At 63.3% G+C, this 23,559-nt stretch carries 22 protein-coding genes; 15 read left to right on the plus strand and 7 right to left on the minus strand.

Going from position 1 to position 23,559, the window contains the following annotated elements:
- Positions 1 to 204: 204 nt before the first annotated feature.
- The 3 genes from uvrD (at position 205) to DGA31_RS25940 (ending at position 3,906) form a co-directional block, all read left to right on the plus strand.
- Complete coding sequence (gene uvrD, locus DGA31_RS25930; RefSeq protein WP_109514435.1) at positions 205 to 2,388, plus strand: DNA helicase II; 2,184 nt, start codon at positions 205 to 207, stop codon at positions 2,386 to 2,388.
- 135 nt (positions 2,389 to 2,523) lie between these two features.
- The gene (locus DGA31_RS25935) at positions 2,524 to 3,363 is read left to right on the plus strand and encodes a Tim44 domain-containing protein (RefSeq protein WP_109514436.1); all 840 of its coding nucleotides are present in this window, start codon (positions 2,524 to 2,526) and stop codon (positions 3,361 to 3,363) included.
- 135 nt (positions 3,364 to 3,498) lie between these two features.
- Positions 3,499 to 3,906, plus strand: a complete 408-nt coding sequence (locus tag DGA31_RS25940) for an SMI1/KNR4 family protein (RefSeq protein WP_056840888.1) — start codon at positions 3,499 to 3,501, stop codon at positions 3,904 to 3,906.
- A gap of 22 nt (positions 3,907 to 3,928) precedes the next feature.
- Here the strand turns inward: DGA31_RS25940 and DGA31_RS25945 are convergent, their stop codons facing one another.
- Positions 3,929 to 5,692: a cation:proton antiporter gene (locus DGA31_RS25945; protein ID WP_056840889.1), complete on the minus strand. Its 1,764-nt coding sequence runs from the start codon at positions 5,690 to 5,692 to the stop codon at positions 3,929 to 3,931.
- 318 nt (positions 5,693 to 6,010) lie between these two features.
- Between DGA31_RS25945 and DGA31_RS25955 the strand changes: the two genes are divergently transcribed.
- On the plus strand, positions 6,011 to 6,496 hold the full coding sequence (locus DGA31_RS25955; protein WP_109514437.1) for an acyl-CoA thioesterase: 486 nt from the start codon (positions 6,011 to 6,013) through the stop codon (positions 6,494 to 6,496).
- A gap of 152 nt (positions 6,497 to 6,648) precedes the next feature.
- On the opposite strand, the gene pdxY is transcribed toward DGA31_RS25955, so the two are convergent.
- On the minus strand, positions 6,649 to 7,518 hold the full coding sequence (pdxY, locus tag DGA31_RS25960) for a pyridoxal kinase PdxY (protein WP_056840892.1): 870 nt from the start codon (positions 7,516 to 7,518) through the stop codon (positions 6,649 to 6,651).
- Between the two features lie 112 nt (positions 7,519 to 7,630).
- On the opposite strand from pdxY, the gene DGA31_RS25965 reads away from it, so the two are divergent.
- On the plus strand, positions 7,631 to 8,023 hold the full coding sequence (locus tag DGA31_RS25965; protein WP_056840893.1) for a DUF3301 domain-containing protein: 393 nt from the start codon (positions 7,631 to 7,633) through the stop codon (positions 8,021 to 8,023).
- Positions 8,024 to 8,028: 5 nt separating this feature from the next.
- Here the strand turns inward: DGA31_RS25965 and DGA31_RS25970 are convergent, their stop codons facing one another.
- The gene (locus DGA31_RS25970) at positions 8,029 to 9,003 is read right to left on the minus strand and encodes a CobW family GTP-binding protein (protein ID WP_056840894.1); all 975 of its coding nucleotides are present in this window, start codon (positions 9,001 to 9,003) and stop codon (positions 8,029 to 8,031) included.
- 63 nt (positions 9,004 to 9,066) lie between these two features.
- On the opposite strand from DGA31_RS25970, the gene DGA31_RS25975 reads away from it, so the two are divergent.
- Positions 9,067 to 9,405 carry an NADH:ubiquinone oxidoreductase gene (locus DGA31_RS25975; protein WP_236709473.1) on the plus strand — a complete coding sequence of 113 codons (339 nt, stop codon included), beginning with the start codon at positions 9,067 to 9,069 and terminating at the stop codon, positions 9,403 to 9,405.
- Between the two features lie 206 nt (positions 9,406 to 9,611).
- Here the strand turns inward: DGA31_RS25975 and DGA31_RS25980 are convergent, their stop codons facing one another.
- Together DGA31_RS25980 and zigA are read right to left on the minus strand one after the other, a co-directional pair.
- Positions 9,612 to 10,268, minus strand: coding sequence for a DUF1826 domain-containing protein (locus tag DGA31_RS25980; protein WP_056840896.1), 657 nt, complete (start codon positions 10,266 to 10,268; stop codon positions 9,612 to 9,614).
- Positions 10,268 to 11,473: a zinc metallochaperone GTPase ZigA gene (gene zigA / locus DGA31_RS25985; RefSeq protein WP_109514438.1), complete on the minus strand. Its 1,206-nt coding sequence runs from the start codon at positions 11,471 to 11,473 to the stop codon at positions 10,268 to 10,270. The genes DGA31_RS25980 and zigA overlap by 1 nt, the downstream gene beginning before the upstream one ends.
- Before the next feature lie 91 nt (positions 11,474 to 11,564).
- Between zigA and DGA31_RS25990 the strand changes: the two genes are divergently transcribed.
- On the plus strand, positions 11,565 to 11,969 hold the full coding sequence (locus DGA31_RS25990) for a hypothetical protein (RefSeq protein WP_056840898.1): 405 nt from the start codon (positions 11,565 to 11,567) through the stop codon (positions 11,967 to 11,969).
- Between the two features lie 43 nt (positions 11,970 to 12,012).
- Here DGA31_RS25990 and DGA31_RS25995 read toward each other — a convergent pair whose 3' ends face one another.
- On the minus strand, positions 12,013 to 12,534 hold the full coding sequence (locus tag DGA31_RS25995; RefSeq protein WP_056840899.1) for a DUF3617 domain-containing protein: 522 nt from the start codon (positions 12,532 to 12,534) through the stop codon (positions 12,013 to 12,015).
- A gap of 145 nt (positions 12,535 to 12,679) precedes the next feature.
- On the opposite strand from DGA31_RS25995, the gene cls reads away from it, so the two are divergent.
- Complete coding sequence (gene cls / locus DGA31_RS26000) at positions 12,680 to 14,119, plus strand: cardiolipin synthase (protein WP_109514439.1); 1,440 nt, start codon at positions 12,680 to 12,682, stop codon at positions 14,117 to 14,119.
- Between the two features lie 8 nt (positions 14,120 to 14,127).
- Here the strand turns inward: cls and cfaB are convergent, their stop codons facing one another.
- Positions 14,128 to 15,315: a C17 cyclopropane fatty acid synthase CfaB gene (cfaB, locus tag DGA31_RS26005; protein WP_109514440.1), complete on the minus strand. Its 1,188-nt coding sequence runs from the start codon at positions 15,313 to 15,315 to the stop codon at positions 14,128 to 14,130.
- 226 nt (positions 15,316 to 15,541) lie between these two features.
- On the opposite strand from cfaB, the gene DGA31_RS26010 reads away from it, so the two are divergent.
- The 7 genes from DGA31_RS26010 (at position 15,542) to DGA31_RS26040 (ending at position 23,423) form a co-directional block, all read left to right on the plus strand.
- Entirely contained in the window at positions 15,542 to 16,159 is a 618-nt protein-coding gene (locus DGA31_RS26010) for a CDP-alcohol phosphatidyltransferase family protein (RefSeq protein ID WP_109514441.1), read from the plus strand.
- Positions 16,160 to 16,263: 104 nt separating this feature from the next.
- On the plus strand, positions 16,264 to 18,021 hold the full coding sequence (locus tag DGA31_RS26015) for a bifunctional alpha/beta hydrolase/class I SAM-dependent methyltransferase (protein WP_109514442.1): 1,758 nt from the start codon (positions 16,264 to 16,266) through the stop codon (positions 18,019 to 18,021).
- Positions 18,018 to 19,355: a phosphatase PAP2/dual specificity phosphatase family protein gene (locus tag DGA31_RS26020; protein WP_056840904.1), complete on the plus strand. Its 1,338-nt coding sequence runs from the start codon at positions 18,018 to 18,020 to the stop codon at positions 19,353 to 19,355. Before DGA31_RS26015 ends, DGA31_RS26020 begins: the two co-directional genes overlap by 4 nt.
- Positions 19,352 to 19,795, plus strand: a complete 444-nt coding sequence (locus DGA31_RS26025) for a hypothetical protein (RefSeq protein WP_109514443.1) — start codon at positions 19,352 to 19,354, stop codon at positions 19,793 to 19,795. The genes DGA31_RS26020 and DGA31_RS26025 overlap by 4 nt, the downstream gene beginning before the upstream one ends.
- A gap of 10 nt (positions 19,796 to 19,805) precedes the next feature.
- Positions 19,806 to 20,423 carry a lysophospholipid acyltransferase family protein gene (locus tag DGA31_RS26030; protein WP_056840906.1) on the plus strand — a complete coding sequence of 206 codons (618 nt, stop codon included), beginning with the start codon at positions 19,806 to 19,808 and terminating at the stop codon, positions 20,421 to 20,423.
- 2 nt (positions 20,424 to 20,425) lie between these two features.
- Positions 20,426 to 21,355: a phosphatidate cytidylyltransferase gene (locus DGA31_RS26035; RefSeq protein WP_109514444.1), complete on the plus strand. Its 930-nt coding sequence runs from the start codon at positions 20,426 to 20,428 to the stop codon at positions 21,353 to 21,355.
- A gap of 448 nt (positions 21,356 to 21,803) precedes the next feature.
- Complete coding sequence (locus tag DGA31_RS26040) at positions 21,804 to 23,423, plus strand: glucan biosynthesis protein D (RefSeq protein WP_056840908.1); 1,620 nt, start codon at positions 21,804 to 21,806, stop codon at positions 23,421 to 23,423.
- The last annotated feature ends 136 nt before the right edge of the window (positions 23,424 to 23,559 follow it).

The raw sequence follows: 23,559 nt of genomic DNA on the forward strand, positions 1-23,559 counted from the left end.
ATACACAGGCACAAGGGTCAGACCAAACAGTCGAGGCGCAGAAAAATAGCACCCTGCCATTACTCTGGCACCCCTGTTCCAGACGGGTTGCGTGCTTTTTTTCAGGTCTGTGGAGCGGCGCAATCGTTTGCCCGTCCGTTCTTTTTATGCGGTTACGCACACGCATGGTTTGCCCGGCGTCAATGCGCGCCCTAGAATGGCCGCATGCATGACGACCTCTCTTTTTTGCTCAACTCCCTCAACGATGCCCAACGCCAGGCCGTAGCCGCCTCCGTCGGCCGTCAGTTGGTCCTGGCTGGCGCAGGCTCCGGCAAAACCCGTGTGCTGGTGCATCGCATCGCCTGGCTGATGCAGGTCGAGCGCGCCTCGCCGCATTCGATCCTGTCGGTGACCTTCACCAACAAGGCCGCTGCCGAGATGCGCCATCGCATCGAACAGTTGATCGGCGCCAGCCCGGCCGGCATGTGGGTTGGCACCTTCCACGGCCTGGCGCACCGCCTGTTGCGCGCGCACTGGCAGGAAGCGGGGCTGATGCAGACCTTCCAGATCCTCGACAGCGACGACCAGCAACGCCTGGTCAAGCGGGTGATCCGCGAGCTGGGGCTCGATGAGCAACGCTGGCCGGCGCGCCAGGCCCAGTGGTTCATCAACGGCCAGAAGGATGAAGGTCTGCGCCCGCAGCACATCCAGCCCAGCGGCGATCTGTTCCTGGCAACCATGCGCGGCATCTACGAGGCCTACGAGGCCGCCTGCCAGCGTGCCGGCGTCATCGATTTTTCCGAACTGCTGCTGCGTGCCCTGGACCTGTGGCGCGACCATCCGGGCCTGTTGCAGCATTACCAGCGGCGTTTCCGCCATGTGCTGGTCGACGAGTTCCAGGACACCAACGCCGTGCAGTACGCCTGGTTGCGCCTGCTGGCGCAGGGTGGCGAGAGCCTGATGGTGGTCGGCGACGACGACCAGTCGATCTATGGCTGGCGCGGCGCGCGTATCGAGAACATCCAGCAGTATTCGTCGGACTTCCCGGACGCCGAAGTCATTCGCCTGGAACAGAACTACCGCTCCACGGCCAGCATTCTCAAGGCCGCCAACGGCCTGATCGTCAATAACAGCGGGCGCCTTGGCAAGGAGCTGTGGACCGAGGTCGGCGAAGGCGAACTGATCAGCCTGTACGCTGCCTTCAACGAACACGACGAAGCGCGCTATGTGGTCGAGACCATCGAGCGTGCGCTCAAGACCGGTCTGGCGCGCAGCGACATCGCCATCCTGTATCGCTCCAACGCCCAGTCGCGAGTGCTGGAAGAGGCCCTGCTGCGCGAACGCATTCCGTACCGCATCTACGGTGGCCAGCGCTTCTTCGAGCGTGCCGAGATCAAGAATGCCATGGCCTACCTGCGCCTGCTCGAAGGCCGTGGCAACGATGCGGCGCTGGAGCGGGTGATCAATGTCCCGACCCGTGGCATCGGCGAAAAGACCGTCGAGGCCATTCGCGAGCATGCCCGCCACGCCCAGGTATCGATGTGGGAAGCCATGCGCCTGCTGGTGGCCAACAAGGGCGTGACCGGTCGGGCGGCCAGTGCCCTGAACGGCTTTATCGAACTGATCGAGAACCTGGCCATCAAGGTCAGCGACATGCCGCTGCACCTGATGACCCAGATCGTCATCGAGCAGTCCGGGCTGATCGGTTATCACGAGCAGGAAAAAGGCGAGAAAGGCCAGGCCCGGGTAGAAAACCTTGAAGAGCTGGTCAGCGCCGCGCGCAACTTCGAGAACACCGAGAGCGAAGAAGACCTCACGCCGCTGGCCGCGTTTCTCGGCCACGCCTCCCTGGAGGCCGGCGACACGCAGGCCGACGAGCACGAAGACAGCGTGCAGTTGATGACCCTGCACAGCGCCAAGGGCCTGGAATTCCCCCATGTGTTCCTGGTGGGCATGGAAGAAGGCCTGTTCCCGCACAAGATGAGCCTGGAAGAACCCGGCCGCCTTGAAGAAGAGCGTCGCCTGGCCTATGTCGGCATTACCCGTGCCATGCAGAACCTGGTGATGACCTACGCCGAGACCCGGCGCCTGTATGGCAGCGAAACCTATAACAAGGTGTCGCGCTTCGTGCGTGAGATTCCTTCGGCGCTGATCCAGGAAGTGCGCCTGTCCAACAGCGTCACCCGCCCGTTCGGCGGCATACCCAAGGCCAACGACAGCCGCCTGTTCACCGGCACCCATATCCCGGAAACCCCCTTCACCCTCGGCCAGCGCGTGCAGCATGCGGTGTTTGGCGAAGGCACCATCCTCAACTTCGAAGGCGCCGGCGCCCAGGCCCGGGTGCAGGTCAATTTCGAAGAAGGCAGCAAGTGGCTGATGATGGGATATGCCAAGCTGGTGGCCCTGTAGACCCGCACCAATACGGCCGGGTCTGCCGACATTTCCTACGCAGCTGTGTAAAAGCCCGAAACATACGCGCGCTAGCCATTGGCCTGCCTGCTGTGCACCATGACGCGCATGTCTTCATAAGAACAGGAACCCCTCATGCAACGTTTTCTTAGCATCGCCATGGCCCTGTGCCTCAGCCTGACGCTGAGCCTGGACGCCAGTGCCGCCCGCTTCGGCGGCGGCAAGAGCAGTGGCTCGGCGCCGGTCCATCAGTCGCGCCAGGCCACCCCTGCCACACCGGCCGCTGCACCGAATGCCGCCGCCCGCCCACCGGCGGCCAGTGGCGCCTCGCGCTGGCTCGGCCCGCTGGCCGGTATCGCCGCCGGTGGCATGCTGGCCGCCATGTTCATGGGTGATGGTTTCGACGGCATGCAGCTGTTCGACTTCCTGATCATCGGCCTGATCGCCTTCCTGATCTTCCGTTTCATCGCCCGTCGCCGTGCCCAGCAGGCGTCGCAGATGGCCGGTGCCGGTGCACCGTACTCGCGTGAAGCCGCCCCGACCGGGCATAACCCGATCTTCGGTTCATCGACGGCAGCAACGGCAGCCCCTGCGATCAACGCCCCGGCCTGGTTCGACGAAGCGCGCTTCCTGGAGGCCGCACGCGGCCACTTCCAGGCCCTGCAGCAGCACTGGGACGCCAACGAGATCGACAAGATCGCCGAGTTCGTCACCCCGACCATGCTGCAGTTCCTGAAAAAGGAACGTGCCGAGCTGGGCGACAGCTTCCAGTCCACCTACATCGACAACCTGAGCGTGCAGCTCGACGGCGTCGACGACCGTGCCGACCGCACCATCGCCACCCTGACCTTCTCCGGCATTGCCAAGACCTCGCGTTTCGACAAGGGCGAAGACTTCAGCGAAAGCTGGAACATGGAGCGTCAGCCGGGTGAAAACCAGCCATGGCTGGTCGCGGGTATTCGCCAGAACAGCTGAACTACCCGGCACCGCGCGTGATCGAACCCCGGACCTGTTCCGGGGTTTTTCGTTTACCCGATCGGACAGTTATTTTGAAAGCGGCTTTCGGCTACTGTATAACCCGCGCACCCCCCAGCCCAGAGGATCTCCGTCGTGGAAGAAGTCATCGAAGAACTGCGTGAAAAGAACGAGCCGGTCCCGGTCCCCCTCGAACTGCCGGATGAGGAACTGCTGGTCGAAATCGAGGAGCAGTTGTTCATCAACATCCCGTTCGTGTTCAAGGAGTTTCTCCTGACCGTCAGCGATGTGGTCTACGGCAGCCTGGAACCGGTCACGGTCACCGACCCGCAGTCGCACACCTACCTGCCGGACGTGGCAGCCAATGCCTGGGACGATGGCGTACCACGCGAGCTGATCCCGCTGTGCCAGGATGGCGATGACTATTACTGCGTCGAAGAAGACGGCACCGTGGTGCTGTGGTCCGGCGAAGAAGAGCTGGTGGTCGAAGAAAGCTGGGAATCGGTCTGGCACTGGGCCCGGGATGTCTGGCTGGAAAGCTGAGTTTCCAGCCAGCCCCCTCGGTTCAATGCCCTGAGTGATCCTGGTTGTTACCCAGGGTCTCCAGCAGGGCGATCTGCATGCGCGAGTGTACCCGGATGAACCAGCGCCACAGCAGTGCGGCGACACCGGCGGCGACCAGCAGAATCACCACCAGCAGCTCCAGTGTTGGCAGAATGCTGGCCGACAGCGCGGCCAGCAGCACGAAGATCACCGCCAGCGACAGCAGTGGAATCACTTCGGCCACCACCTTGCGCACCCGCGCAGTATGGCGCCCGGCCATTTCCGGCTTGACCCCCATCTCGGCCAGCAGCATCGACAGCGCCTTGAGCTTGCGATAGGCCGCGATCAGGAACGGCAGCGACAGCAGCAGGGCTGCTCCGCAGATCCAGGCTTTCTGCTGACCGACATCGTCGATCCATTCGGCCATGTAGCCACCGATGCGCTCGGCAAAATAGCCACCACAGAAAAAGATCGCGATGACCAGCGCCAGGTTGACGCCCACCTGCAACAGGATCCTGCGGATCATCGACGCCAGGATCGCACCCTGCCCCTGCGGCTGAATGCTGCGCAGCCACTCGCCATACATCGAGAACACCCGGCCGATACGCCGCGGCATCACCGCGGCCAGCTTGATCGACAGCGGGTCGGCGGCGCGGATCAGGTAGGGGGTCAGCAAGGTGGTAATGGCCGAGACCGCCACCGCCACCGGGTAAAGAAAGTCGCTGGTGACCTGCAAGGTCATGCCCAGCGCGGCAATGATGAAGGAAAACTCGCCAATCTGGGACAGGCCCATGCCGACACGCAACGACGTACGGCCATCGTTGCCGGCGATGAACGCGCCCAGCCCGCAGGAAACCATCTTGCCCAGCACCACGGCCAGGGTGATCACTGCGATAGGCCAGGCGTATTCGAGCAGGATCTTCGGGTCGATCATCAGGCCGATGGCCACGAAGAAGATGGCGCTGAACAGGTCGCGAATCGGCTCGATCAGACCCTCGATCTTCACCAGTTGCCGGGACTCGGCCATGATCGCGCCGATCAGGAAGGCCCCCAACACCATGCTGTACTCAAGCTTGACCACCAGCAGGCAAAAGCCGAAGCACAGGCCCAGCACCGTGATCAACAGCATCTCGTTGCTTTCGAAGCGCGCCACGTAGGCCAGCAGGCGTGGCACCAGCAGAATGCCGATCACCAGCGCCACGATCATGAACAGCGACAGCTTGCCGACCGTCGAGAACACTTCGCCGGAGCTGACCGCACCACTGACCGCAATGCCCGACAGCAACGCAATGATGCCGATCCCCAGGATGTCCTCGACGATCAGCACACCGAAAATCAGCTGGGCAAAGTGCTGGTTCTTCATCTTCAGGTCATTGAGCGCCTTGACGATGATAGTGGTCGAGGAAATCGCCAGGATCGCCCCCAGGAACAGCGAGTCCATGGCGGTCCAGCCGAAGTACTGGCCGATCTCGTAACCGAGCCAGATCATCAGGGTGATTTCCAGGAAGGCCGCGATAAACGCCGTGGCCCCGACCTTGAACAGCTTGCGCAGGCTGAATTCCAGCCCCAGGCAGAACATCAGGAAGATCACCCCCAGCTCGGCCAGGATCCGGATGGTGTGTTCGTCGTGAATCAGGCTGACCGGCGGGGTGTGCGGGCCGATCAGGAAACCGGCCACGATGTAGCCCAGCACCACCGGCTGCTTGAGGCGATGAAAGACAATGGTCACCACGCCGGCCACCAGCATGATCACTGCCAGGTCTTGAATGAAGTCAACGGCATGCATGGCGGGTACGGCTCCTTTTGCAGATGAACACTGCCCAATCCCGGCACGGCCTGTGCGCAAGGCAGGACCACGTGATCCGTGGCAGCGTCATGAATTCAGGTATAAAGCACAGGAAAAAAACGTTACAAGGGCTTGCAAAGGTTAACACCGGCCTCTTCACCATAAAGCCGATGCAATATATGGAAACAGATAGAGCCCAAGCGTGACGGCAAGTGCTTTCCCGGCGTCCCGGTATCTGTTGCAGCCCCTGCGTTTCTTGTTTTACCGAGCGTCAGCATAGATGCCCTACTCTTGACACACCGACCGTGAGAATCAGTGATGGAACCCGGAAACGCCCAGCTGTCGATGACTGTATTGATGACCCCGGACATGGCCAACTTTTCCGGCAATGTGCATGGCGGCACCTTGCTCAAGTACCTGGATGAGGTCGCCTACGCCTGCGCGGCGCGCTATGCCGGCAGCTACGTGGTGACCCTGTCGGTGGACCAGGTGATCTTCCGCGAGCCGGTGCATGTCGGCGAACTGGTGACCTTCCTGGCCTCGGTGAACTACACCGGCAACACCTCGATGGAAGTCGGCATCAAGGTGGTGACCGAGAACATCCGCGAGCGCTCGGTGCGCCACAGCAACAGCTGCTTCTTCACCATGGTCGCGGTGGACGACAACCGCAAGCCGGTCAGCGTGCCGGCGCTGGAACCCCAGACCCCGGATGCCAGGCGTCGCTTCATCCAGGCCCAGCAACGCCGCCAGCTGCGCCAGGAACTGGAAAAGCGCTACCAGGAGATCAAGGAAGAAACGCTGTAGGACCGGTTTATCCAGCACCCAGGGCTGGCACCCACTGCATTCGCGACCGTTGGTCGCTCCCACAGGATCTGTGGAAGGTGCCAAACTGTCATCGCCGGCAAGCCGCCTCCCACAACGGCGACCTGCGTGGCTGCTGCAATCAGAGCAATACGTCAGGTCAGCGGGCGGGCTTCGAAGCGCACGCGGGGGTGGGCGATACGGTCCTGGGCGCGGACCAGTTCCAGCTCGTAGCTGCCACAGGCCTGGGTTTCCAGTAGTACTTCATGCACGGCGGCGGCGGCGAACTCGAATGCGGCCACCGGCGTGTCGCCCAGCAGGATGCGTGACAGGAACAACCCCGAAGTCAGGTCGCCCACACCCACCGGCTGACGCGGGAAGGCCAGCAGCGGACGGCTCAGGTGCCAGTTGCCTTCGGTGCTGACCAGCAGCATTTCAAAGCTGTCGGCCGGCTTGCCCGGGTAATTGAGGTGCTTGACCAGCACCGCCTTGGGGCCACGGGCCAGCAGCGCCCGGGCCATGCGCAGGCAATCGGTCAGCGATTCGGGGGTGCGCCCGGAAAAGCTGTCCAGCTCCAGCTGGTTGGGGCACAGGTAATCGGCCATCGCCACCGCTTCTTCCAGCAGAAAGGCACTGACCTCGGGCGAGACCACGCAGCCCTTTTCCGGATGGCCCATCACCGGGTCGCACAGGTACAACGCCCGCGGGTTGGCGGCCTTGATGCGCGCCACGCCGGTGAGGATGGCGCGTCCCTGTGCGGCACTGCCCAGGTAGCCCGACAGCACCGCATCACACAGGCCCAGCTCGCCGATGCCCGCGATGCCTTCGATCAGCGCCGGGATCTGCTGGGGCGCCAGCACTTCGCCGGTCCACTGCTTGTATTGGGTGTGGTTGGAGAACTGGACCGTATTGAGCGGCCAGACGTTGACCCCGATACGTTGCATCGGGAACACCGCCGCGCTATTGCCGGCATGGCCGAACACCACATGGGACTGGATAGCGAGCAAATGAGGGGTGCGTTTCATTGACGATCCTGAACACGATACAAGTGCAGTAGTGAGAAATATAAGCGCCGCAGTATGGCTGCAAATGCCCCTGCACAGTTAAGCTTGAGGCTCATCGCTGGAGCATTCCGTCATGCTGACCCTGGGTAATATCTTCGTGCTGATGCTGCTTGCCACTGCAGCGGCCTGGTTGTGGCATGCCCACGGGCTGCGCGAAAAGGCACTGGAGCGGGTCAAGCAGCATTGTGCGCGCCTTGAACTGGAACTGCTCGACGAAAACGTCGCCTTCAAGCGCCTGGCCTGGGCGCCGGATGCCCAGGGTCGCAAGCGCCTGGCACGGGTCTATGGCTTCGAGTTTACCGTCACCGGCGAGCAGCGCCACCCCGGCACCATCACCCAGTTCGGCGCGCACAGTGCCCAGATCGAGCTGGCACCCTACCCGTTCGAGATCAAGACGCCGCAACCGACCGCCGAGGTCATCCGCCTCGACGAGTGGCGCCAGTCACACCAGAAGTGGAAACAGTAACTGCCTCACCCTACACGGCAAGCCGCCAGCCCGGCCTGCAGCGCGTCACTGTCCTGAGCCTGGGCGAAGATGAGCTCCAGGCGTGAATCCTGCCGCCATTCAGTGTTTTTCCAGATAATCGGCGCATTATCCAGCGCATTGGCCGAGTACCAGCCTGGCTCGCCGTGCATCACCAGCTTGGCACGACGCCAATTCATCCCGCCCAGCCATTGCTCAAGACGCCCACAGTCGAAACGCTGCGCCGGGTGCCAGCGCCAGCCGATGCTCCAGCCTTCGGCACTGGCCTGGCTGAACACCTGTGGTTCATCGACCGACGACCACGACACCTGGCGCGGCTCGACACTGGGCGGCACCTTCAGCACCGTGGCCGATGAGGAATACGCCCCCGCGACCGCCTCGATGCCGGGCAATTGCGCCAGTGGCAGGCGTCCCTGGCTGCACCAGGCCTGCGGTCGCGCCGGCAGGGTTGCACTCACCTGCTGGCGGGTGGACGCGTCCAGGCCCTCGGCCTTGTTCAGCACCAGCAGCCCCGCCTCGCCCAGCGCCTGCTGCTGGGTCTCGGGCAATGGCTGGCCGGCGGCCAGGGCAGCGGCATCGAGCACCATCAGCATCGGCATTACGTGCAGCACGCCCTGCCACGGCGGCTGGCGCAGTTGTTCCAGCAGTTGCAAGGGATGCCCCAGCCCCGAGGGTTCGATCAGCACGCGGTCGGGCCGCGCCTTGCGCAACAGGCGCCCCAGACCGATCTGGAACGGCACGCCGTTGACGCAACACAGGCAGCCGCCAGCCACTTCGCCAAGTGCGATACCATCGGCAGCGGTGGTCAGCAGCGCGGCATCCAGCCCGAGCTGGCCGAACTCGTTGATCAACACTGCCCAGCGTTCATGGGCCGGCTTGCTGGCCAGCAGGTGCTGGATCAGGCTGGTCTTGCCGGCGCCCAACGGGCCGCCGATCACATGGGTTGGAATGTTCTGCAGCATCGGCTCGCTTCTGGAGATCAGGGTTTGCAATCGCGATTCAGGTACGCCGTATTAGTCACCGGGTTGCTGGCTTCCAGCCAGGTGCAGGCCCAGGCTTGCGTGGTGCACAGCCAGGGCGAACGGCTCGAGGTGAAGGTCTGCCAGGAGAACATCTCGATACCGCCCACGCTGTTCCACGATGGTTTCTGCCAGCCACAGCTGCCCGGGCAAAAGGTCGAGGTGACCTATTCCGAACAGTGCCCTACCGGTGCCTTCGGCGTCTGCCGCAACGCACAGGTGGCCAATATGCCTTATCGCGAGCACATCCACTATTACGGCGTGGCCAGCGACGCCGCCTACCTCAAGCCGTTTTGCGAAGGCCAGAGCCAGGGCCAGTGGCAGCCGCCACCACTGGACCGGTAGGAAATTACCCGCTGCGCTGACGCGGAGCAAACATGGGACCGGTGGGAAATTACCCACCACCTTGGCGCGCAGCAAACATGGGACCGGTGTAGGAGCGCGCTTGCCCGCGACCGGCTGCGCAGCAGTCGTAAATTTGCAGCGTTTCCAAAATTTCTGCGAGCGCTACGCACTCGGTCGCGGGCAAGCGCGCTCCTACAGGGGTTCAGTCAGTCTTGGGCCAACCAGTCCAGCGTCAGAATCAGCCGGCGCTCGTCGCGGGCCAAGGGTGGCGAGCGGTGGATCAGGCCGCAGCCTTCGTTGCCGCTCCAGCGCTCGCCCTTGAGCAACGCCACGTCGCCGCAGTGCAGTTGCTGGATCTGTGCAGGCTCTGGCAGCTCGATGTCCCGCGGCCCCAGGTGCGCACGGTCCATGGCACGCTCGGCCAGCCACTGGCTGCCGCTGCCGGCATAGGTGGTAATCAGCCGCATGGGCACGTGGTCGACATGAAAGCGCGGGCACATGGCCTTGTCCATCGCCCGCAGGCGCACGCCAACCCGCTCGGCGCCCAGCAGGCAGGCGTAAGCGCTGACCAGCCACGACACATCGGCGATGAACCCGGCATGGCCCTGCACATCGGCGTAGCCCGAAGCCAGCCCGCGCAGGTCGGGCTCGACGTCGCCCCCTTCGACCTCCAGCGCCAGGGATTCGGACAGGGGTTCGTTCAGCGACAGCAAGGCGCTGGCGAAATCCTGGATATGCAGCGGCAGCCGGCGCTGCCACACCGCCAGGTTGATACCGTCCTGCACGGCCTCAGCCAGAATCTCCGGTGTGTGGCCCTGCACCTGGCGCGCCCTTGGGCGAAACGGCAAGACGTGCGCAAGCATCAGGCGGCCTCCTCGTGCCAGTCACCGAACGGGTCGGGCAACAGGCTCCAGGCCTCGCTGCCCAGGCCTATCTCGGCCTCGGTCAGCAGGCAGGCGTCCAGCTCGGCGGTCAGCCGGGCAAAGTCGATGTTCTGGCCGATGAACACCAGTTCCTGCCGGCAGTCGCCGGTGGTGGGCGTCCAGTGCTCCATGATCGCCGTCACGCTCTCCTGATCCTGCGGCCAGTGCGCACGCGGCACGAAACGCCACCAGCGCCCGGCCGGACCGTGGCGCATCAGGCCGCCGGCCTGTGACCAACTGCCAGCCTCCTGGTGCTTGCTGGCCAGCCAGAAAAAGCCCTTGGAGCGCAACAGCTTGCCATTGGTCCACTCGCGGTTCAGAAAGCTGAAGAAGCGCTGTGGATGAAACGGCCGACGTGCCCGGTAGGCGGTCGAGGCAATGCCGTATTCCTCGGTCTCGGCCACATGCTCGCCGCGCAATTCTCTGAGCCAGCCGGGCGCTTGGGCGGCGCGGTCGAAATCGAAGCGGCCGGTGTCGAGGATGGTTGCCAACGGCACCTGGCCCATGACCATCGGCACAATCTGCGCCTGGGCATTGAGCCGCGCCAGAATGGCCAACAGCTCTTCGCGCTCGCGCGAGCTGATCAGGTCGATCTTGCTGAGCAGGATCACATCGGCAAACTCGATCTGCTCGATCAGCAGGTCGGTGATCGAGCGGTCGTCATCCTCACCCAGGCTCTCGCCACGGCTGGCCAGGCTTTCGGCGGCCTGATAGTCGAGCAGGAAATTCACGCCATCGACCACCGTGACCATGGTGTCCAGCCGCGCAATGTCCGCCAGGCTGGTGCCGGCCTCGTCACGAAAAGTGAAGGTCTCGGCCACCGGCAGCGGTTCGGAAATACCGGTGGACTCGATCAGCAGGTAATCGAAACGCCCGTCACGGGCCAGGCGGCTGACCTCTTCGAGCAGGTCCTCACGCAGGGTGCAGCAGATGCAGCCATTGCTCATCTCGACCAGTTTCTCATCGGCACGGTTGAGGCTGACATCGCGCTGCACTTCGCTGCCGTCGATATTGATTTCGCTCATGTCATTGACGATCACCGCCACCCGCAGATTCTCGCGGTTGCGCAGCACATGATTGAGCAAGGTACTCTTGCCCGCGCCAAGGAAGCCGGACAGGACAGTTACGGGAAGGCGGTTCGGCATCAGGAGTCACCCAGGGTTGCAAAGGTTTATAACGTCGAATGTTATAGTATAACAATGCAAAATAGCGAATTAATCCGATGAAGGTGCAGGCATGAACGTTCTGGCAAAAGTGCTGGCCGGTATTTTTCTGGTGACCCTTGATATTCAAGCCTGGGCGTTCGGCACGCAGCCAACCGTTGAGCAGGCCACATGTACACGCAGCCTGACCCTGCTGGCGTGCCGTGATCCGGCCGGCAATGGCTATAGCGTGGCGACTCGGGGCACTACGACTTACCTGCGCGGCTACGAAGTCGCAGGCCACAGGCGCTGGGCACAGACCAACAGCCGCTTCGGACAACTGACGTTTTTCAGCGGGTGGTCATGGGATGGCGAGGCCTGGATTGGCACGATCCAGCGCGTGGGCTGGACCACGATCACGCGCGTCTCGAGTTCGAACGGCACCCGCAGCAGCATCAACTGCGGACGCCTGACAGGGTGTCAGCAACTCAAGCGGTGACTGAAAACCAGAGTGTTCCACGTGGAACACTCGTGTTTCACACTCAGGTGCGTGGGGCGACAGCACCGCATTGGGCGCCCTGCCAAACGGCGCGGGTGTCCATGCTGCCCTTCTGCTGCTGGCCGGAGGCATTGAATGTGCCGGCGACCTTGGTAGTAAATTCACGGTCGCTCAGGAACTGGGCCTGCCCGGTGCCTTGCGCTTTCGGGCAACTGAACTGGAATTTCCAGTTCGGACCGTTGCGCTCGGTGATGCTCTGCTTGCAGCCCGACTTGGGGTCGGTCAGCGGGATGTCGTCCGACTTGACCTGGGCTTCGGTCAGACAAAAACGCACGCCCTGACCACCCAGGGTAATGCCCTGGTTCTTCATGCCCTGCTCCAGCATGGCGCGCTGCTCAGGCGGCAGGTTCTTCAATTGCCCGAGCATCACCTGCAGGTCCGGCAACGCCTGGCCGTCGACCTGCATGTTGCTTGAGGTCATTTCCCACAGGCCTGGTTGCAGCATCTGCGCCTGGGCGGCAGGCGCGGCCAGGCAAACCAGCAGGGCCAACATGCGTTTGTTCATTTCAAGGATCCTTTTCAGATCATGGGACAAGTGAGCCTTGGACCGGCACCGGCACGCCGCGTTGCACCCGGAATTAAATAGCGACAATCCTGGACGGCTGTGGTCTGTTAGAGCCCATGGTCCGGACTACAGAGAAGCGCTGCGCATGGATTATCACAGCCCGTATTTCTTCGGCTACGTACTGGGGTTCATTCACCTGCTGGGCACGGTGGCCGCCATTCACGCGCTGCTGACCGTGCGTACTGCCCAAGGTGCGATTGCCTGGGCCATGTCCTTGCTGTTCATTCCCTACTTCACCCTGATCCCGTACATGGTGTTCGGCCGCAGTTCGTTCGACGCCTATATCAAGGCACGGCGCCAGGCCAACAAGGAAATGAAGCACGCCATCGGTAACCTCAACTGGCGACCCTGGATCGACGAAGCCGTGGCAGCGCGGCGCCTGGACGCCTACGCCGCCCTGCGCGCCCTGCCACGCCTGGGCACCATGCCGGCGCTGGCCAATAACCAGGTAAAGCTGCTGATCAATGGCCAGGCCAGCTTTGCCGCCATGTTCGAGGCCATTCGCCAGGCACGGCAGACCGTGCTGGTGCAGTTCTTCATCATTCACGACGATGACCTGGGCCGTCGACTGCAAGACCTGCTGCTGGAAAAAGCCGCTGAGGGCGTAGCGATCTATGTTCTCTACGACGGCATCGGCAGCCATGCGCTGCCGGCCAGCTACGTGGAAAAGCTGCGGGCCGGCGGTGTGCGGGCCAAGGCCTTCGCCACTCACGGCGGCTGGATGAACCGTTTCCAGATCAACTTTCGCAACCACCGCAAGATTGTCGTGGTCGATGGCGCGAAGGGCTATCTGGGCGGGCATAACGTCGGCGATGAGTACCTGGGCCTCAAGCCGCCGCTGTCACCGTGGCGCGACACCCATGTGCAGGTGATCGGCCCGGTGGTGGCCTGCCTGCAGGAGTCGTTCGCCGAGGACTGGTTCTGGGCCACCCGGCAACTGCCGCCGCTGAGCCTGCCCGACCGTTACCCGGAAGACGGCGTGCTCTGTCAGTTGCTGGCCACCGGGCCTGCCGATGCCCAGGAGACCTGCTCGCTGTTCTTTGTCGAGGCCATTCATTCAGCGCAACAGCGCATCTGGATCACCAGCCCGTATTTCATTCCCGACGAAGCGGTCTCGGCGGCCCTGCACCTGGCCGTGCTGCGCGGTGTGGATGTGCGCCTGCTGCTGCCCTCGCGCCCCGATCATTACGTGGTGTATGCCGCTTCCAGCCTGTATGCGTTCGAGGCGGTGCGCAGTGGCGTGCGGGTGTTCCGCTACCAGCCGGGCTTTCTGCACCAGAAGGTCGTGCTGGTCGACGACGAAGTCACCGCCATCGGCAGCGCCAACCTGGACAATCGCTCGTTCCGCCTCAACTTCGAGCTGATGCTGCTGACGGTCGACCGCAGCTTCGCCAGCGAGGTGGAAGCGATGCTCACGGCCGACTTCGAACTGGCCCGGGAAATCACCTTGCAGGACAGCCGTGACGCACGCGGGCTGCATCAGCTGGGCATGCGCGTGGCACGGTTGATCTCGCCCATCCTGTAACTGCAGCGCTACCGATACAGGTCTGCCCGGGTCAGCGGCAGCGTATGCCCGCCATCGGGCAGCGGTTTGACGGTCAGGATCTGGTGCAGGTTGATCCAGCCCTTGGCAAAGGCATAGGCACAGCCAGCCAGGTACAAGCGCCAGATGCGCAGGCTGTGTTCCGCCACTTGCGCACGGGCCTGATCCAGGCGCGCTTCAAGACGGGCGCTCCATTGCTCCAGGGTCATGGCGTAGTGCAGGCGCAGGCTCTCGACATCGACCACTTCCAGCCCGGCCTCGCTCAGGTGGCCGCTGATGGTCGCCAGGTGCGGCAGCTCGCCATTGGGAAACACATAGCGGCCAATGAACTCACCCGCCCCGCGCCCGACCGGGCGGCCATCGGTATGCCGGGCGGTAATGCCGTGATTCATCACCAGCCCACCGGGCCGGACGGCGGCGAACAGGCGCTGGCTGTACAGCGGCAGATTGGCGTGGCCAACGTGCTCGAACATACCGACGCTGACCACCTTGTCGAAACGGCCGTCCTGCGGCAGGTCGCGGTAGTCAAGCAGTTGCAGCTCGACCTGCGCCTGCAGGCCTTCGTCGGCCACTCGCTGCCGCGCCAGGTCCAGTTGCTCGCGGCTCAAGGTAATTCCCAGCACCCGGGCGCCATACTCACGCGCAGCAAAGCGCGCCAGGCCACCCCAGCCACAACCGACATCGAGCAGGTACTCGCCGGGTTGCAAGCGCAACTTGCGGCACAGGTGATCAAGCTTGTTGCGCTGCGCCTGATCAAGGTTTTCCTGGCCGGTCTTGAAGTAGGCGCAGGAATAGACCATGTCCTGATCAAGCCACAACTGGTAGAACGCATTGGAAAGGTCGTAGTGATAAGAGATCGAGGCGGCATCCAGGGAGGGGTCGTGGGCTGTACGCTCCAGCGGGGCATCATCGCCCTCCTCGGCACCCAGTGCTGTGGTCAGTTCATCGCACAGGCGCACCACTTCGGTGATAGGCCCTTCCAGCTCCAGCCGGCCTTCGACAAAGGCGCTGCCCAGCACATCGAGGCTGGGATGGGTCAGATCACTGATCAGTTGCGGGTCCTTGACCACGAGGGTGACCTGCGGCGACTCATCGAGCGCCAGCTCGTGTCCATCCCAAAACTTGATACGCAGGGGTAAACGCAGGTTTTGCAGAGCCGACGCCAGTTGCAGGTTCATCTCGGTATCCTCCTTATCCACAAGGCCTGTCGCCAACAGGCTAGCGCATAAATCGACCTTGAAAAGTGTCTTCGGGCCAGTGGTTACAGGCGCCTGGCCACTATCAGCGGCGTGTCTCTGCGCCGTCAGAACAAGACCTGCATCACGTTTTCCGTTACCCAACGCTGTACGAAAACGCCTCAGACGCCGATGATGCGCCAGACCTGCCTGACAAGGACGCACCCTCTTGATTTCGATCTACCAGCTCAAACCGCGCTTCCAGAACCTGTTGCGCCCTCTGGTGCAGCGCCTCTACGACAAGGGCATTACGGCCAATCAGGTGACCGTCGCGGCCTGCCTGGTGTCGCTGCTGGTGGGGGCCATCGTGGTTGCCGGCCTGCCGCATTACGCGGTATTTGCCCTGATTCCGCTGTGGATGATCGTGCGCATGGCCCTCAATGCCATTGACGGCATGCTGGCCCGCGAGTTCGGCCAGCAGTCGCGGCTGGGGGCTTACCTCAACGAGTTGACCGATGTCATCGCCGACAGTGCGCTGTTTTTACCCTTCGCCCTGATCACCGGCGTCAGCCCGGCGCTGGTGGTGCTGGTCACGCTGCTGGCCGTGATCAGCGAATATGCCGGCGTACTGGGCACCATGGTCGGTGCAGCACGGCGCTACGACGGCCCCATGGGCAAGAGTGACCGGGCATTTATGTTCGGCGTGCTGGGTGCCGGCGTCGCCGCAGGTTTACTTGCCCCGACATGGATAAATCTGGTGCTGATCGTGGTCTCAGCCTTGCTGATCTACACCGTGGTCAACCGTGTGCGCCAGGGACTCGCGTCAATCAGCGAACCGACGCACTGAATCTGCCCGGCGGCCGCCTGACGCCGGCCGTTTCGACGCACAGTCGAAGCGCCTCACCCGGCCGCCCTCCCCCCTCTCAAGTAGTTTTGGCAAAGGAACCCGCCATGCGCGATGTGATCGCCCTGCACTTCAGTACCCACGATGGCGTCGAGTTGTTCTATCGACACTGGCCCGCCAGGAATGCGATGCCTGGCAGCACCCGCCAGGCCATCGTGCTGTTGCACCGCGGTCATGAGCATTCCGGGCGCATCGCGCACCTGGTCGAGGAACTCGACCTGCCGGGCTTTGACTTCTTTGCCTGGGATGCGCGGGGTCACGGCCAGTCACCGGGCGAGCGCGGCCATAGCCCAAGCTTTGCCACCAACGTGCGCGACCTGCAGACCTTCGTCGACCACATCGGTGCCAGCCACATGATCGACCCTGACAACATTGCCGTGGTCGCGCAGAGTGTCGGTGCCGTGATCGCCGCCACCTGGGCCCATGACTACGCCCCGAAAATCCGTGCCATGGTGCTGGCTTCCCCGGCGTTCGACATCAAGCTGTACGTGCCCTTTGCCCGCCAGGGCCTGGCCCTGATGCGCCGTATCAAGGGCAACTTCTTCGTCAACAGTTACGTCAAGTCGCGCTTTCTCACCCATGACCGGCTTCGCCAGGTCACCTACGACAGCGACCCGCTGATAGCCCGGGCCATTTCGGTCGACGTGCTACTGGGCCTTTATGAGGCTGCCGAGCGCGTCGTGGCCGATGCCCAAGCGATCCAGGTGCCGACCCAGGTCTTGATCTCAGGCTCCGACTTCGTCGTGCATCGCGCCCCGCAAGAACGCTTCTTCGAGCGCTTGGGCTGCGCGCACAAAGAGAAACACGTACTGCCTGGTTTCTTCCATGACACCCTCGGCGAGCGTGATCGCGAGCAAGCCCTGGTGCGTATTCGCCGCTTTGTTACCCAGGCGTTCGAACGGCCATTGCAGTTGCCATCACTGCTCGACGCCGACCGCGTCGGCGCCACCTGTGCCGAAGCCGAAGTGCTGGCCGCGCCCCTGCCGCCGCGCTCGCTGCGCGGCCTGTACTGGCGCCTGACCCGCGCCGGGCTGAAGCTGGGCAGCCGCTTTTCCACGGGCGTGAAGCTGGGCTTCGACACCGGCTTCGACTCCGGCAGTACCCTGGACTACGTCTACCGCAATCAACCGACCGGGCAAGGTGGCCTGGGCCGGGCAATCGACCAGAACTACCTGCAGTCGATCGGCTGGAAAGGCATTCGCCAGCGCAAGGTGAACATTGAAGAACTGCTGCGCCTGGCCATGCAGCGCCTGCATGAACAGCAGCGACCAGTGCGCATCGTCGACATCGCCGCCGGCCACGGACGCTACATTCTCGATGCGCTCAAGGGTGTCGAGCCGCGCCCCGAATCGATCCTGCTGCGTGACTACAGCGACCTTAACGTCAGCCAGGGCAGCGCACTGATCGAACAACTGGACCTGGACGACATCGCCCGCTTCATCAAGGCCGATGCCTTTGACAAGGCAGACCTGGCGGCCATCGAGCCCAAGCCGACCCTGGCGGTGGTCTCGGGCCTGTACGAACTGTTCGCCAGCAACCAGCTGGTCGGTGATTCGCTGGCCGGGCTGGCCGAGGCCGTCGAGCCCGGCGGCTACCTGGTGTACACCGGCCAGCCCTGGCACCCGCAACTGGAACTGATTGCCCGTGCCCTGACCAGCCATCGCGCCGGCCAGGCGTGGGTAATGCGTCGGCGCACCCAGGCGGAAATGGACCAGTTGGTGGAGGCAGCCGGTTTCCGCAAGATCACCCAGCGCATCGACGAATGGGGCATCTTCAGTGTGTCCATCGCGCAACGCCTGCCGTGAGCGGCCTGCGCGAGCCAGGCCTGTGGAAACGCGCCGTGGTCTGGTTGCTGTGCCTGGCGCCGTTGTTCTTCGGCACCTACGGGTTTGCCACCTGGTACACCTCACAACGTGACGATGTCGGCACGCTGGTGTTCGCCTGGGAAAGCCACATGCCGTTCTGGGCCTGGACCATCGTGCCCTACTGGTCCATCGACCTGCTGTACGGGCTTTCACTGCTGGCGTGCCTGACACGCCGGCACCTGGACACTCATGCGCTGCGCCTGCTCAGTGCGCAGTTGCTGGCGGTCAGTTGCTTTCTGTTATGGCCGCTGCGCTTTACCTTCGAGCGCCCGGAAATGGACGGCGTGTTCGGCTGGCTGTTTGCGGTGCTGGCCGGGTTCGACAAGCCCTTCAACCAGGCGCCGTCGCTGCACATCGCCTTGCTGGTGATCCTGTGGGTGTGCTTCGAGCGTTATGCACGGGTGTTTCACAGCGCCTGGCGCTGGCTGCTGCACGGCTGGTTCGCGCTGATCGGCGTGTCGGTGCTGACCACCTGGCAGCATCACTTCATCGACCTGCCCACCGGCGCGCTGGCCGGCTGGCTGTGCGTCTGGCTATGGCCCGACGAAGGCCGCAGCCCGCTGCTCAGTGCCCGACTGACGCGCACCCCGGCGCGACTGAGGCTGGCGTTGTATTACGCCGTGGGCGCGACGCTGCTGGCCTTGCCGGCGTTCACACTGGGCGGCGGCTGGCTGTGGTTGCTGTGGCCGGCGTTATCGTTGGCGCTGGTGGCACTCAATTACCTGTTGTTCGATGCCCAGGGCTTTCAGAAACGCAGCGACGGCAGCCTGACGCCGGCAGCTCGCTGGCTGCTGGCACCGTACCTGCTCGCAGCGTGGTTCAATTCCCGTTGGTGGACACGCAAGCACCCGCAGGCTGACCTTGTGCTGGACAACGTCTGGCTGGGCCGCGTGCCGGGTCGTCACCCCACGCAAGCCTTCGACGCCATCGTCGACCTGTGCGCCGAGCTACCGGCAACGGTCGGCGAGCGTGCCTATCGCAGCCTGCCGCAGCTCGACCTGATTGCCCCGAGCGCGGCGCAATGCCTGGCCGCCGCCCAGGCCATCGAGGCCCTGCGCCCGGCCGGTCCCTTGCTGGTGTGCTGTGCATTGGGGTATTCGCGCAGTGCCACGGCGGTGGCCGCCTGGCTGCTGTACACCGGTCGGGCCGGCTCGGTGGACCAGGCCATCGACCGGCTGCGCCAGGCGCGCCCGGGCATTGTCCTGCACGCCGAGCACCGACAGGCATTGGGCGAGTTACAACCGATGCCGCAACAGCGCGAGTGCAGCGTATGAGCGCAGACATGCAGTTGCACGTCGTAGCCAGCCTGCTGCGCCGTGGCCGGACGCTGGATAATCTGTCCACCGGGTTTACGCTGTTAAGCCTGGCCGTCGGCATGCTGCAGCTGTGGATCACCGCCATGCCCCTGCTCACGGTATGGCTGGGCGCGCTGGTGCTGCTGGGCCTGATTGAAAAGTACTACGCCATGCGCGTCGCGCTCGACGCCGACCTGTTTCATCGCGTGGGCCGTGATGCCCGGCCATTGCCTGAGGCCACCCTGGCACTGGATCAGGCTCTGGTCTCTCTCGGCCTGCAGCCTGCCGACAAGGCGGGTCGCCCCTGGGCGGTACGCAGTCAGGGCGCGCTTCGGTTGTTGCGTCGACAGCTGATCCTGGTTGTCGTGCAGCTGCTGGTGCTGCTCATCCCTCTGCTGGTCTTCCCCTTGCTTCATTGAAGGAATCGTCATGTTCGAATCAGTGGTTGCCACACTCATTACCGCCGGTGCGCGCAGCGTCACCGGCGCCCGCAGTCTGTGGCTGGGCTGCACGCCGGAACCGGTGCAGCGGATCTATTACGCCAACCACAGCAGCCACGGCGACTTCGTGCTGCTCTGGGCCTCGTTGCCGCGCCACTTGCGCAGCTTCACCCGCCCGGTCGCCGGTGCCGATTACTGGCAGTCCGGAGCCTTGCGCCGCTACATCATCAATAACGTGTTCGACGGCGTGCTGGTCGACCGTCAGCGTACCGATGAACAGAGCAACCCGCTGCAACCGATGATCGACGCCCTGCAGCTGGGGCATTCGCTGATCATCTTTCCCGAGGGCACGCGCAACCCGGACGAAGGCCTGCTGCCGTTCAAGAGCGGCCTTTACCACCTGGCCAAGAGTTATCCCCAGGCTGAACTGGTGCCGGTATGGATTTCCAACCTCAACCGGGTCATGCCCAAGGGACGCTTCCTGCCGTTGCCGCTGTTGTGCACCACCAGTTTCGGTGCGCCGTTGCGCCTGGAAGAAGACGAAACCAAAGAGCATTTTCTCGCCCGCAGCCGTGAAGCGCTGCTGGCCATGGGGGCGGAGCAGTAATGATGGAGAACCAGACTCAACTGTTGTTCATGGGCATAGGCGTCATCCTGCTGCTGGCCTCGGTGGTCGGCTATGTGCTCAAGCTCAAGGCCCGTGGCCCGCACGCGGTGATCGACAACCTCAACGCCCGCATCAACGCCTGGTGGGTGATGGTGCTGGTCATCGGTGCCGCGTTCTGGCTCGGGCATACGGCGGTGATCCTGCTGTTCTACGCGGTGTCGTTCTATGCGCTGCGTGAGTTCCTGACCCTCACCCCGACCCGGCGCAGCGACTACCCGGCCCTGGTGGCGGCGTTCTATGTGGCCCTGCCGTTGCAGTACGTGCTGATCTCGATGAAGTGGTACGGCCTGTTCTCGATCTTCATCCCGGTGTACGTGTTCCTGCTGCTGCCGATCCTGGCGTCGCTGGGCGGCGACACCAAGAACTTCCTGGAGCGTGCCTCCAAAGTCCAGTGGGGTTTGATGATTGCGGTGTTCTGCGTGTCCTACGTGCCAGCCCTGCTGACCCTGGACATTCCGGGCTACGAAGGCCGCCACCTGCTGCTGATCGCCTGGCTGGTGATCGTCGTGCAGCTGTCGGATGTCTTGCAGTACGTGTGCGGCAAGCTGTTCGGCAAGCGCAAGATCGCCCCCAACCTGTCGCCGTCCAAGACCGTCGAAGGCTTTGTCGGCGGCCTTGCCCTGGCCTCGATGATCGGCGCCGCCTTGTGGTGGATCACCCCGTTCAATGCCTTGCAGGCGCTGGCCATTGCCGTGCTCATCAACCTGCTGGGCTTTGCCGGCGGCATCGTGATGTCCGCCATCAAGCGCGACCGTGGCGTGAAGGACTGGGGCCACATGATCGAAGGCCACGGCGGCATGCTCGACCGCCTCGACTCGGTGTGCTTCGCCGCCCCGATCTTCTTCCACCTGGTGCGCTACTGGTGGACCTGAAACCCGTGGGAGGTGGGCTCTGCTCCGGGCGGCGATCCGACGATGAGGCCGGCAAGGCCCCTACCCCTGCTGCGCCTGTCACGCAGCCATCGCCAGCAGAGCTGCCTGCCACAGGTTCGTGTGCAGGCTGATTGAGCGGCATCGGCCGCCCCGGCAAAATGGTTGCGGAATATTGCAGCATTTTGCCTTCACTCAGCGGCCCGCTGCCCTGTTGCCAGGCCCTGTACAGCTTTGCAACCGGTGCCGGGCCGCGTTCCAGAGCCTTTGTCATAAGCGGCAGGCACCTGAATCAACGCCGCGCCAGATAACGGACACCACGCCTTTCTCAAGTTTTTTTCGAACCGCATCTCGTCTTTGTTATCTGTTGTGGGTAGTTTGCGTTCGGCAAGGAGTCGTTGGCGCGCTTTTTTGTGCAGGACGCACGGAATTACTTAGAGGCTTCACGTTTATGAACCGCAGGAATCTCTTGAAAGCATCCATGGCGGTGGCCGCTTATAGCGCCCTGCCTGCCTCGGGGCTTTTTGCTGCGCGCGCCCTCGCCGCGGCAGCCGATGGCGAAAAGGAACCGTTCGATTTCGCCACGTTGCAGGCCCAGGCCAAGCAACTGGCCGGCAATCCTTACGTCAGTACCAAGCAGGTCCTGCCTCCTGTGCTGGCCGACATGACCCCGCAGCAGTTCAATGCCATCCGCTACGACCCCAACCACTCGCTGTGGAAAGAGGTCAAAGGCCAGCTCGACGTGCAGTTCTTCCACGTCGGCATGGGCTTCAAGACGCCGGTGCGCATGTACAGCGTCGACCCCAAGAGCAAGACCGCCCGCGAAGTGCATTTCCGTCACGAGCTGTTCAACTACGAGAACAGCGGCATCGACAAGAACCTGGTCAAGGGCGACCTGGGCTTTGCCGGCTTCAAGGTGTTCAAGGCGCCCGAGATCGCGATCCACGACATCCTGTCGTTCCTGGGCGCCAGCTACTTCCGCGCCGTCGACAACACCAAACAGTACGGCCTGTCGGCCCGCGGCCTGGCCATCGACACCTTCGCCAAGCGCCAGGAAGAATTCCCCGATTTCACCAAGTTCTGGTTCGAGACCCCGGCCAAGAACGCGACCCGCTTCACCGTCTATGCCTTGCTCGACTCGCCGAGCGCCACCGGTGCCTACAAGTTCGACATCGACTGCCAGGCCAACCAGGTGGTGATGGAGATCGACGCGCACGTCAACGCCCGCGCCGACATCGAACAGTTGGGCATCACGCCGATGACCAGCATGTTCAGCTGCGGCACTCATGAGCGCCGCATGTGCGACAGCATTCACCCGCAACTGCACGACTCCGATCGCCTGTCGATGTGGCGTGGCAATGGCGAGTGGATCTGCCGGCCGCTGAACAACCCGGCCAAGCTGCAGTTCAACGCTTTCGCCGACAAGGACCCCAAGGGTTTCGGCCTGGTGCAGTACGACCACGACTTCAAGAGCTACCAGGACACCGTGGTCTGGTACAGCCGTCGCCCGAGCCTGTGGGTCGAGCCGACCAACGCCTGGGGTGAAGGCGAGATCAGCCTGCTGGAGATCCCGACCACCGGCGAAACCATGGACAACATCGTGGTGTTCTGGACCCCCAAGAACAAGGTCAAGGCCGGCGACTCGCTCAACTACAGCTACAAACTGTTCTGGAGCGCCCTGCCCCCGGTCAGCACACCGCTGGCGCAGATTCATGCCACCCGTTCGGGCATGGGCGGCTTCCTGGAAGGCTGGACCCCGGGCGAGCACTATCCCAAGTACTGGGCGCGACGCTTTGCCGTGGACTTCCATGGCGGCGGCCTGGACCGTCTGCCCGAAGGCGTCGGCATCGAGCCGATTCTCAAGGTGTCCCACGGCAAGACCCAGGACTTCAACATCCAGTACCTGCCGGACATCCAGGGCTACCGGGTGATGTTCGACTGGTTGCCCGACAGCGACTCGGTGGAGCCGGTGGAAATGCGCATGTTCATCCGCTCGCGCGACCGTACCCTGAGCGAAACCTGGCTGTACCAGTACTTCCCGCCGGCGCCGGACCAGCGCAAGTACCCATAACGCAATAGCCCCTTGTGTAGGAGCGCGCTTGCCCGCGACCGGCTGCGCAGCAGTCGTAAATTCGTGGCGTTTCATAGATCCCGGACGGGGTAGTAGTCGTAAATTTGTGGCGTCTGGCAAATTTTGCGACTGCTGC

The sequence above is a fragment of the Pseudomonas ovata genome (genome assembly GCF_003131185.1).
Lineage (GTDB): Bacteria > Pseudomonadota > Gammaproteobacteria > Pseudomonadales > Pseudomonadaceae > Aquipseudomonas > Aquipseudomonas ovata.

What these genes read in the sequence shown, in the direction of transcription:
- DGA31_RS25990 (WP_056840898.1), top strand. Translation starts at nt 11,565, where the DNA reads ATGAACGTTCTGGCAAAAGTGCTGGCCGGTATTTTTCTGGTGACCCTT.
- cls (WP_109514439.1), top strand. Translation starts at nt 12,680, where the DNA reads ATGGATTATCACAGCCCGTATTTCTTCGGCTACGTACTGGGGTTCATT.
- DGA31_RS25935 (WP_109514436.1), top strand. Translation starts at nt 2,524, where the DNA reads ATGCAACGTTTTCTTAGCATCGCCATGGCCCTGTGCCTCAGCCTGACG.
- DGA31_RS26030 (WP_056840906.1), top strand. Translation starts at nt 19,806, where the DNA reads ATGTTCGAATCAGTGGTTGCCACACTCATTACCGCCGGTGCGCGCAGC.
- DGA31_RS25995 (WP_056840899.1), bottom strand. Translation starts at nt 12,534, where the DNA reads ATGAACAAACGCATGTTGGCCCTGCTGGTTTGCCTGGCCGCGCCTGCC.
- DGA31_RS25980 (WP_056840896.1), bottom strand. Translation starts at nt 10,268, where the DNA reads ATGCTTGCGCACGTCTTGCCGTTTCGCCCAAGGGCGCGCCAGGTGCAG.
- DGA31_RS26025 (WP_109514443.1), top strand. Translation starts at nt 19,352, where the DNA reads ATGAGCGCAGACATGCAGTTGCACGTCGTAGCCAGCCTGCTGCGCCGT.
- DGA31_RS25945 (WP_056840889.1), bottom strand. Translation starts at nt 5,692, where the DNA reads ATGCATGCCGTTGACTTCATTCAAGACCTGGCAGTGATCATGCTGGTG.
- DGA31_RS26040 (WP_056840908.1), top strand. Translation starts at nt 21,804, where the DNA reads ATGAACCGCAGGAATCTCTTGAAAGCATCCATGGCGGTGGCCGCTTAT.
- DGA31_RS26015 (WP_109514442.1), top strand. Translation starts at nt 16,264, where the DNA reads ATGCGCGATGTGATCGCCCTGCACTTCAGTACCCACGATGGCGTCGAG.
- pdxY (WP_056840892.1), bottom strand. Translation starts at nt 7,518, where the DNA reads ATGAAACGCACCCCTCATTTGCTCGCTATCCAGTCCCATGTGGTGTTC.
- uvrD (WP_109514435.1), top strand. Translation starts at nt 205, where the DNA reads ATGCATGACGACCTCTCTTTTTTGCTCAACTCCCTCAACGATGCCCAA.
- DGA31_RS26035 (WP_109514444.1), top strand. Translation starts at nt 20,426, where the DNA reads ATGGAGAACCAGACTCAACTGTTGTTCATGGGCATAGGCGTCATCCTG.
- cfaB (WP_109514440.1), bottom strand. Translation starts at nt 15,315, where the DNA reads ATGAACCTGCAACTGGCGTCGGCTCTGCAAAACCTGCGTTTACCCCTG.
- DGA31_RS25965 (WP_056840893.1), top strand. Translation starts at nt 7,631, where the DNA reads ATGCTGACCCTGGGTAATATCTTCGTGCTGATGCTGCTTGCCACTGCA.
- zigA (WP_109514438.1), bottom strand. Translation starts at nt 11,473, where the DNA reads ATGCCGAACCGCCTTCCCGTAACTGTCCTGTCCGGCTTCCTTGGCGCG.
- DGA31_RS25955 (WP_109514437.1), top strand. Translation starts at nt 6,011, where the DNA reads ATGGAACCCGGAAACGCCCAGCTGTCGATGACTGTATTGATGACCCCG.
- DGA31_RS25970 (WP_056840894.1), bottom strand. Translation starts at nt 9,003, where the DNA reads ATGCTGCAGAACATTCCAACCCATGTGATCGGCGGCCCGTTGGGCGCC.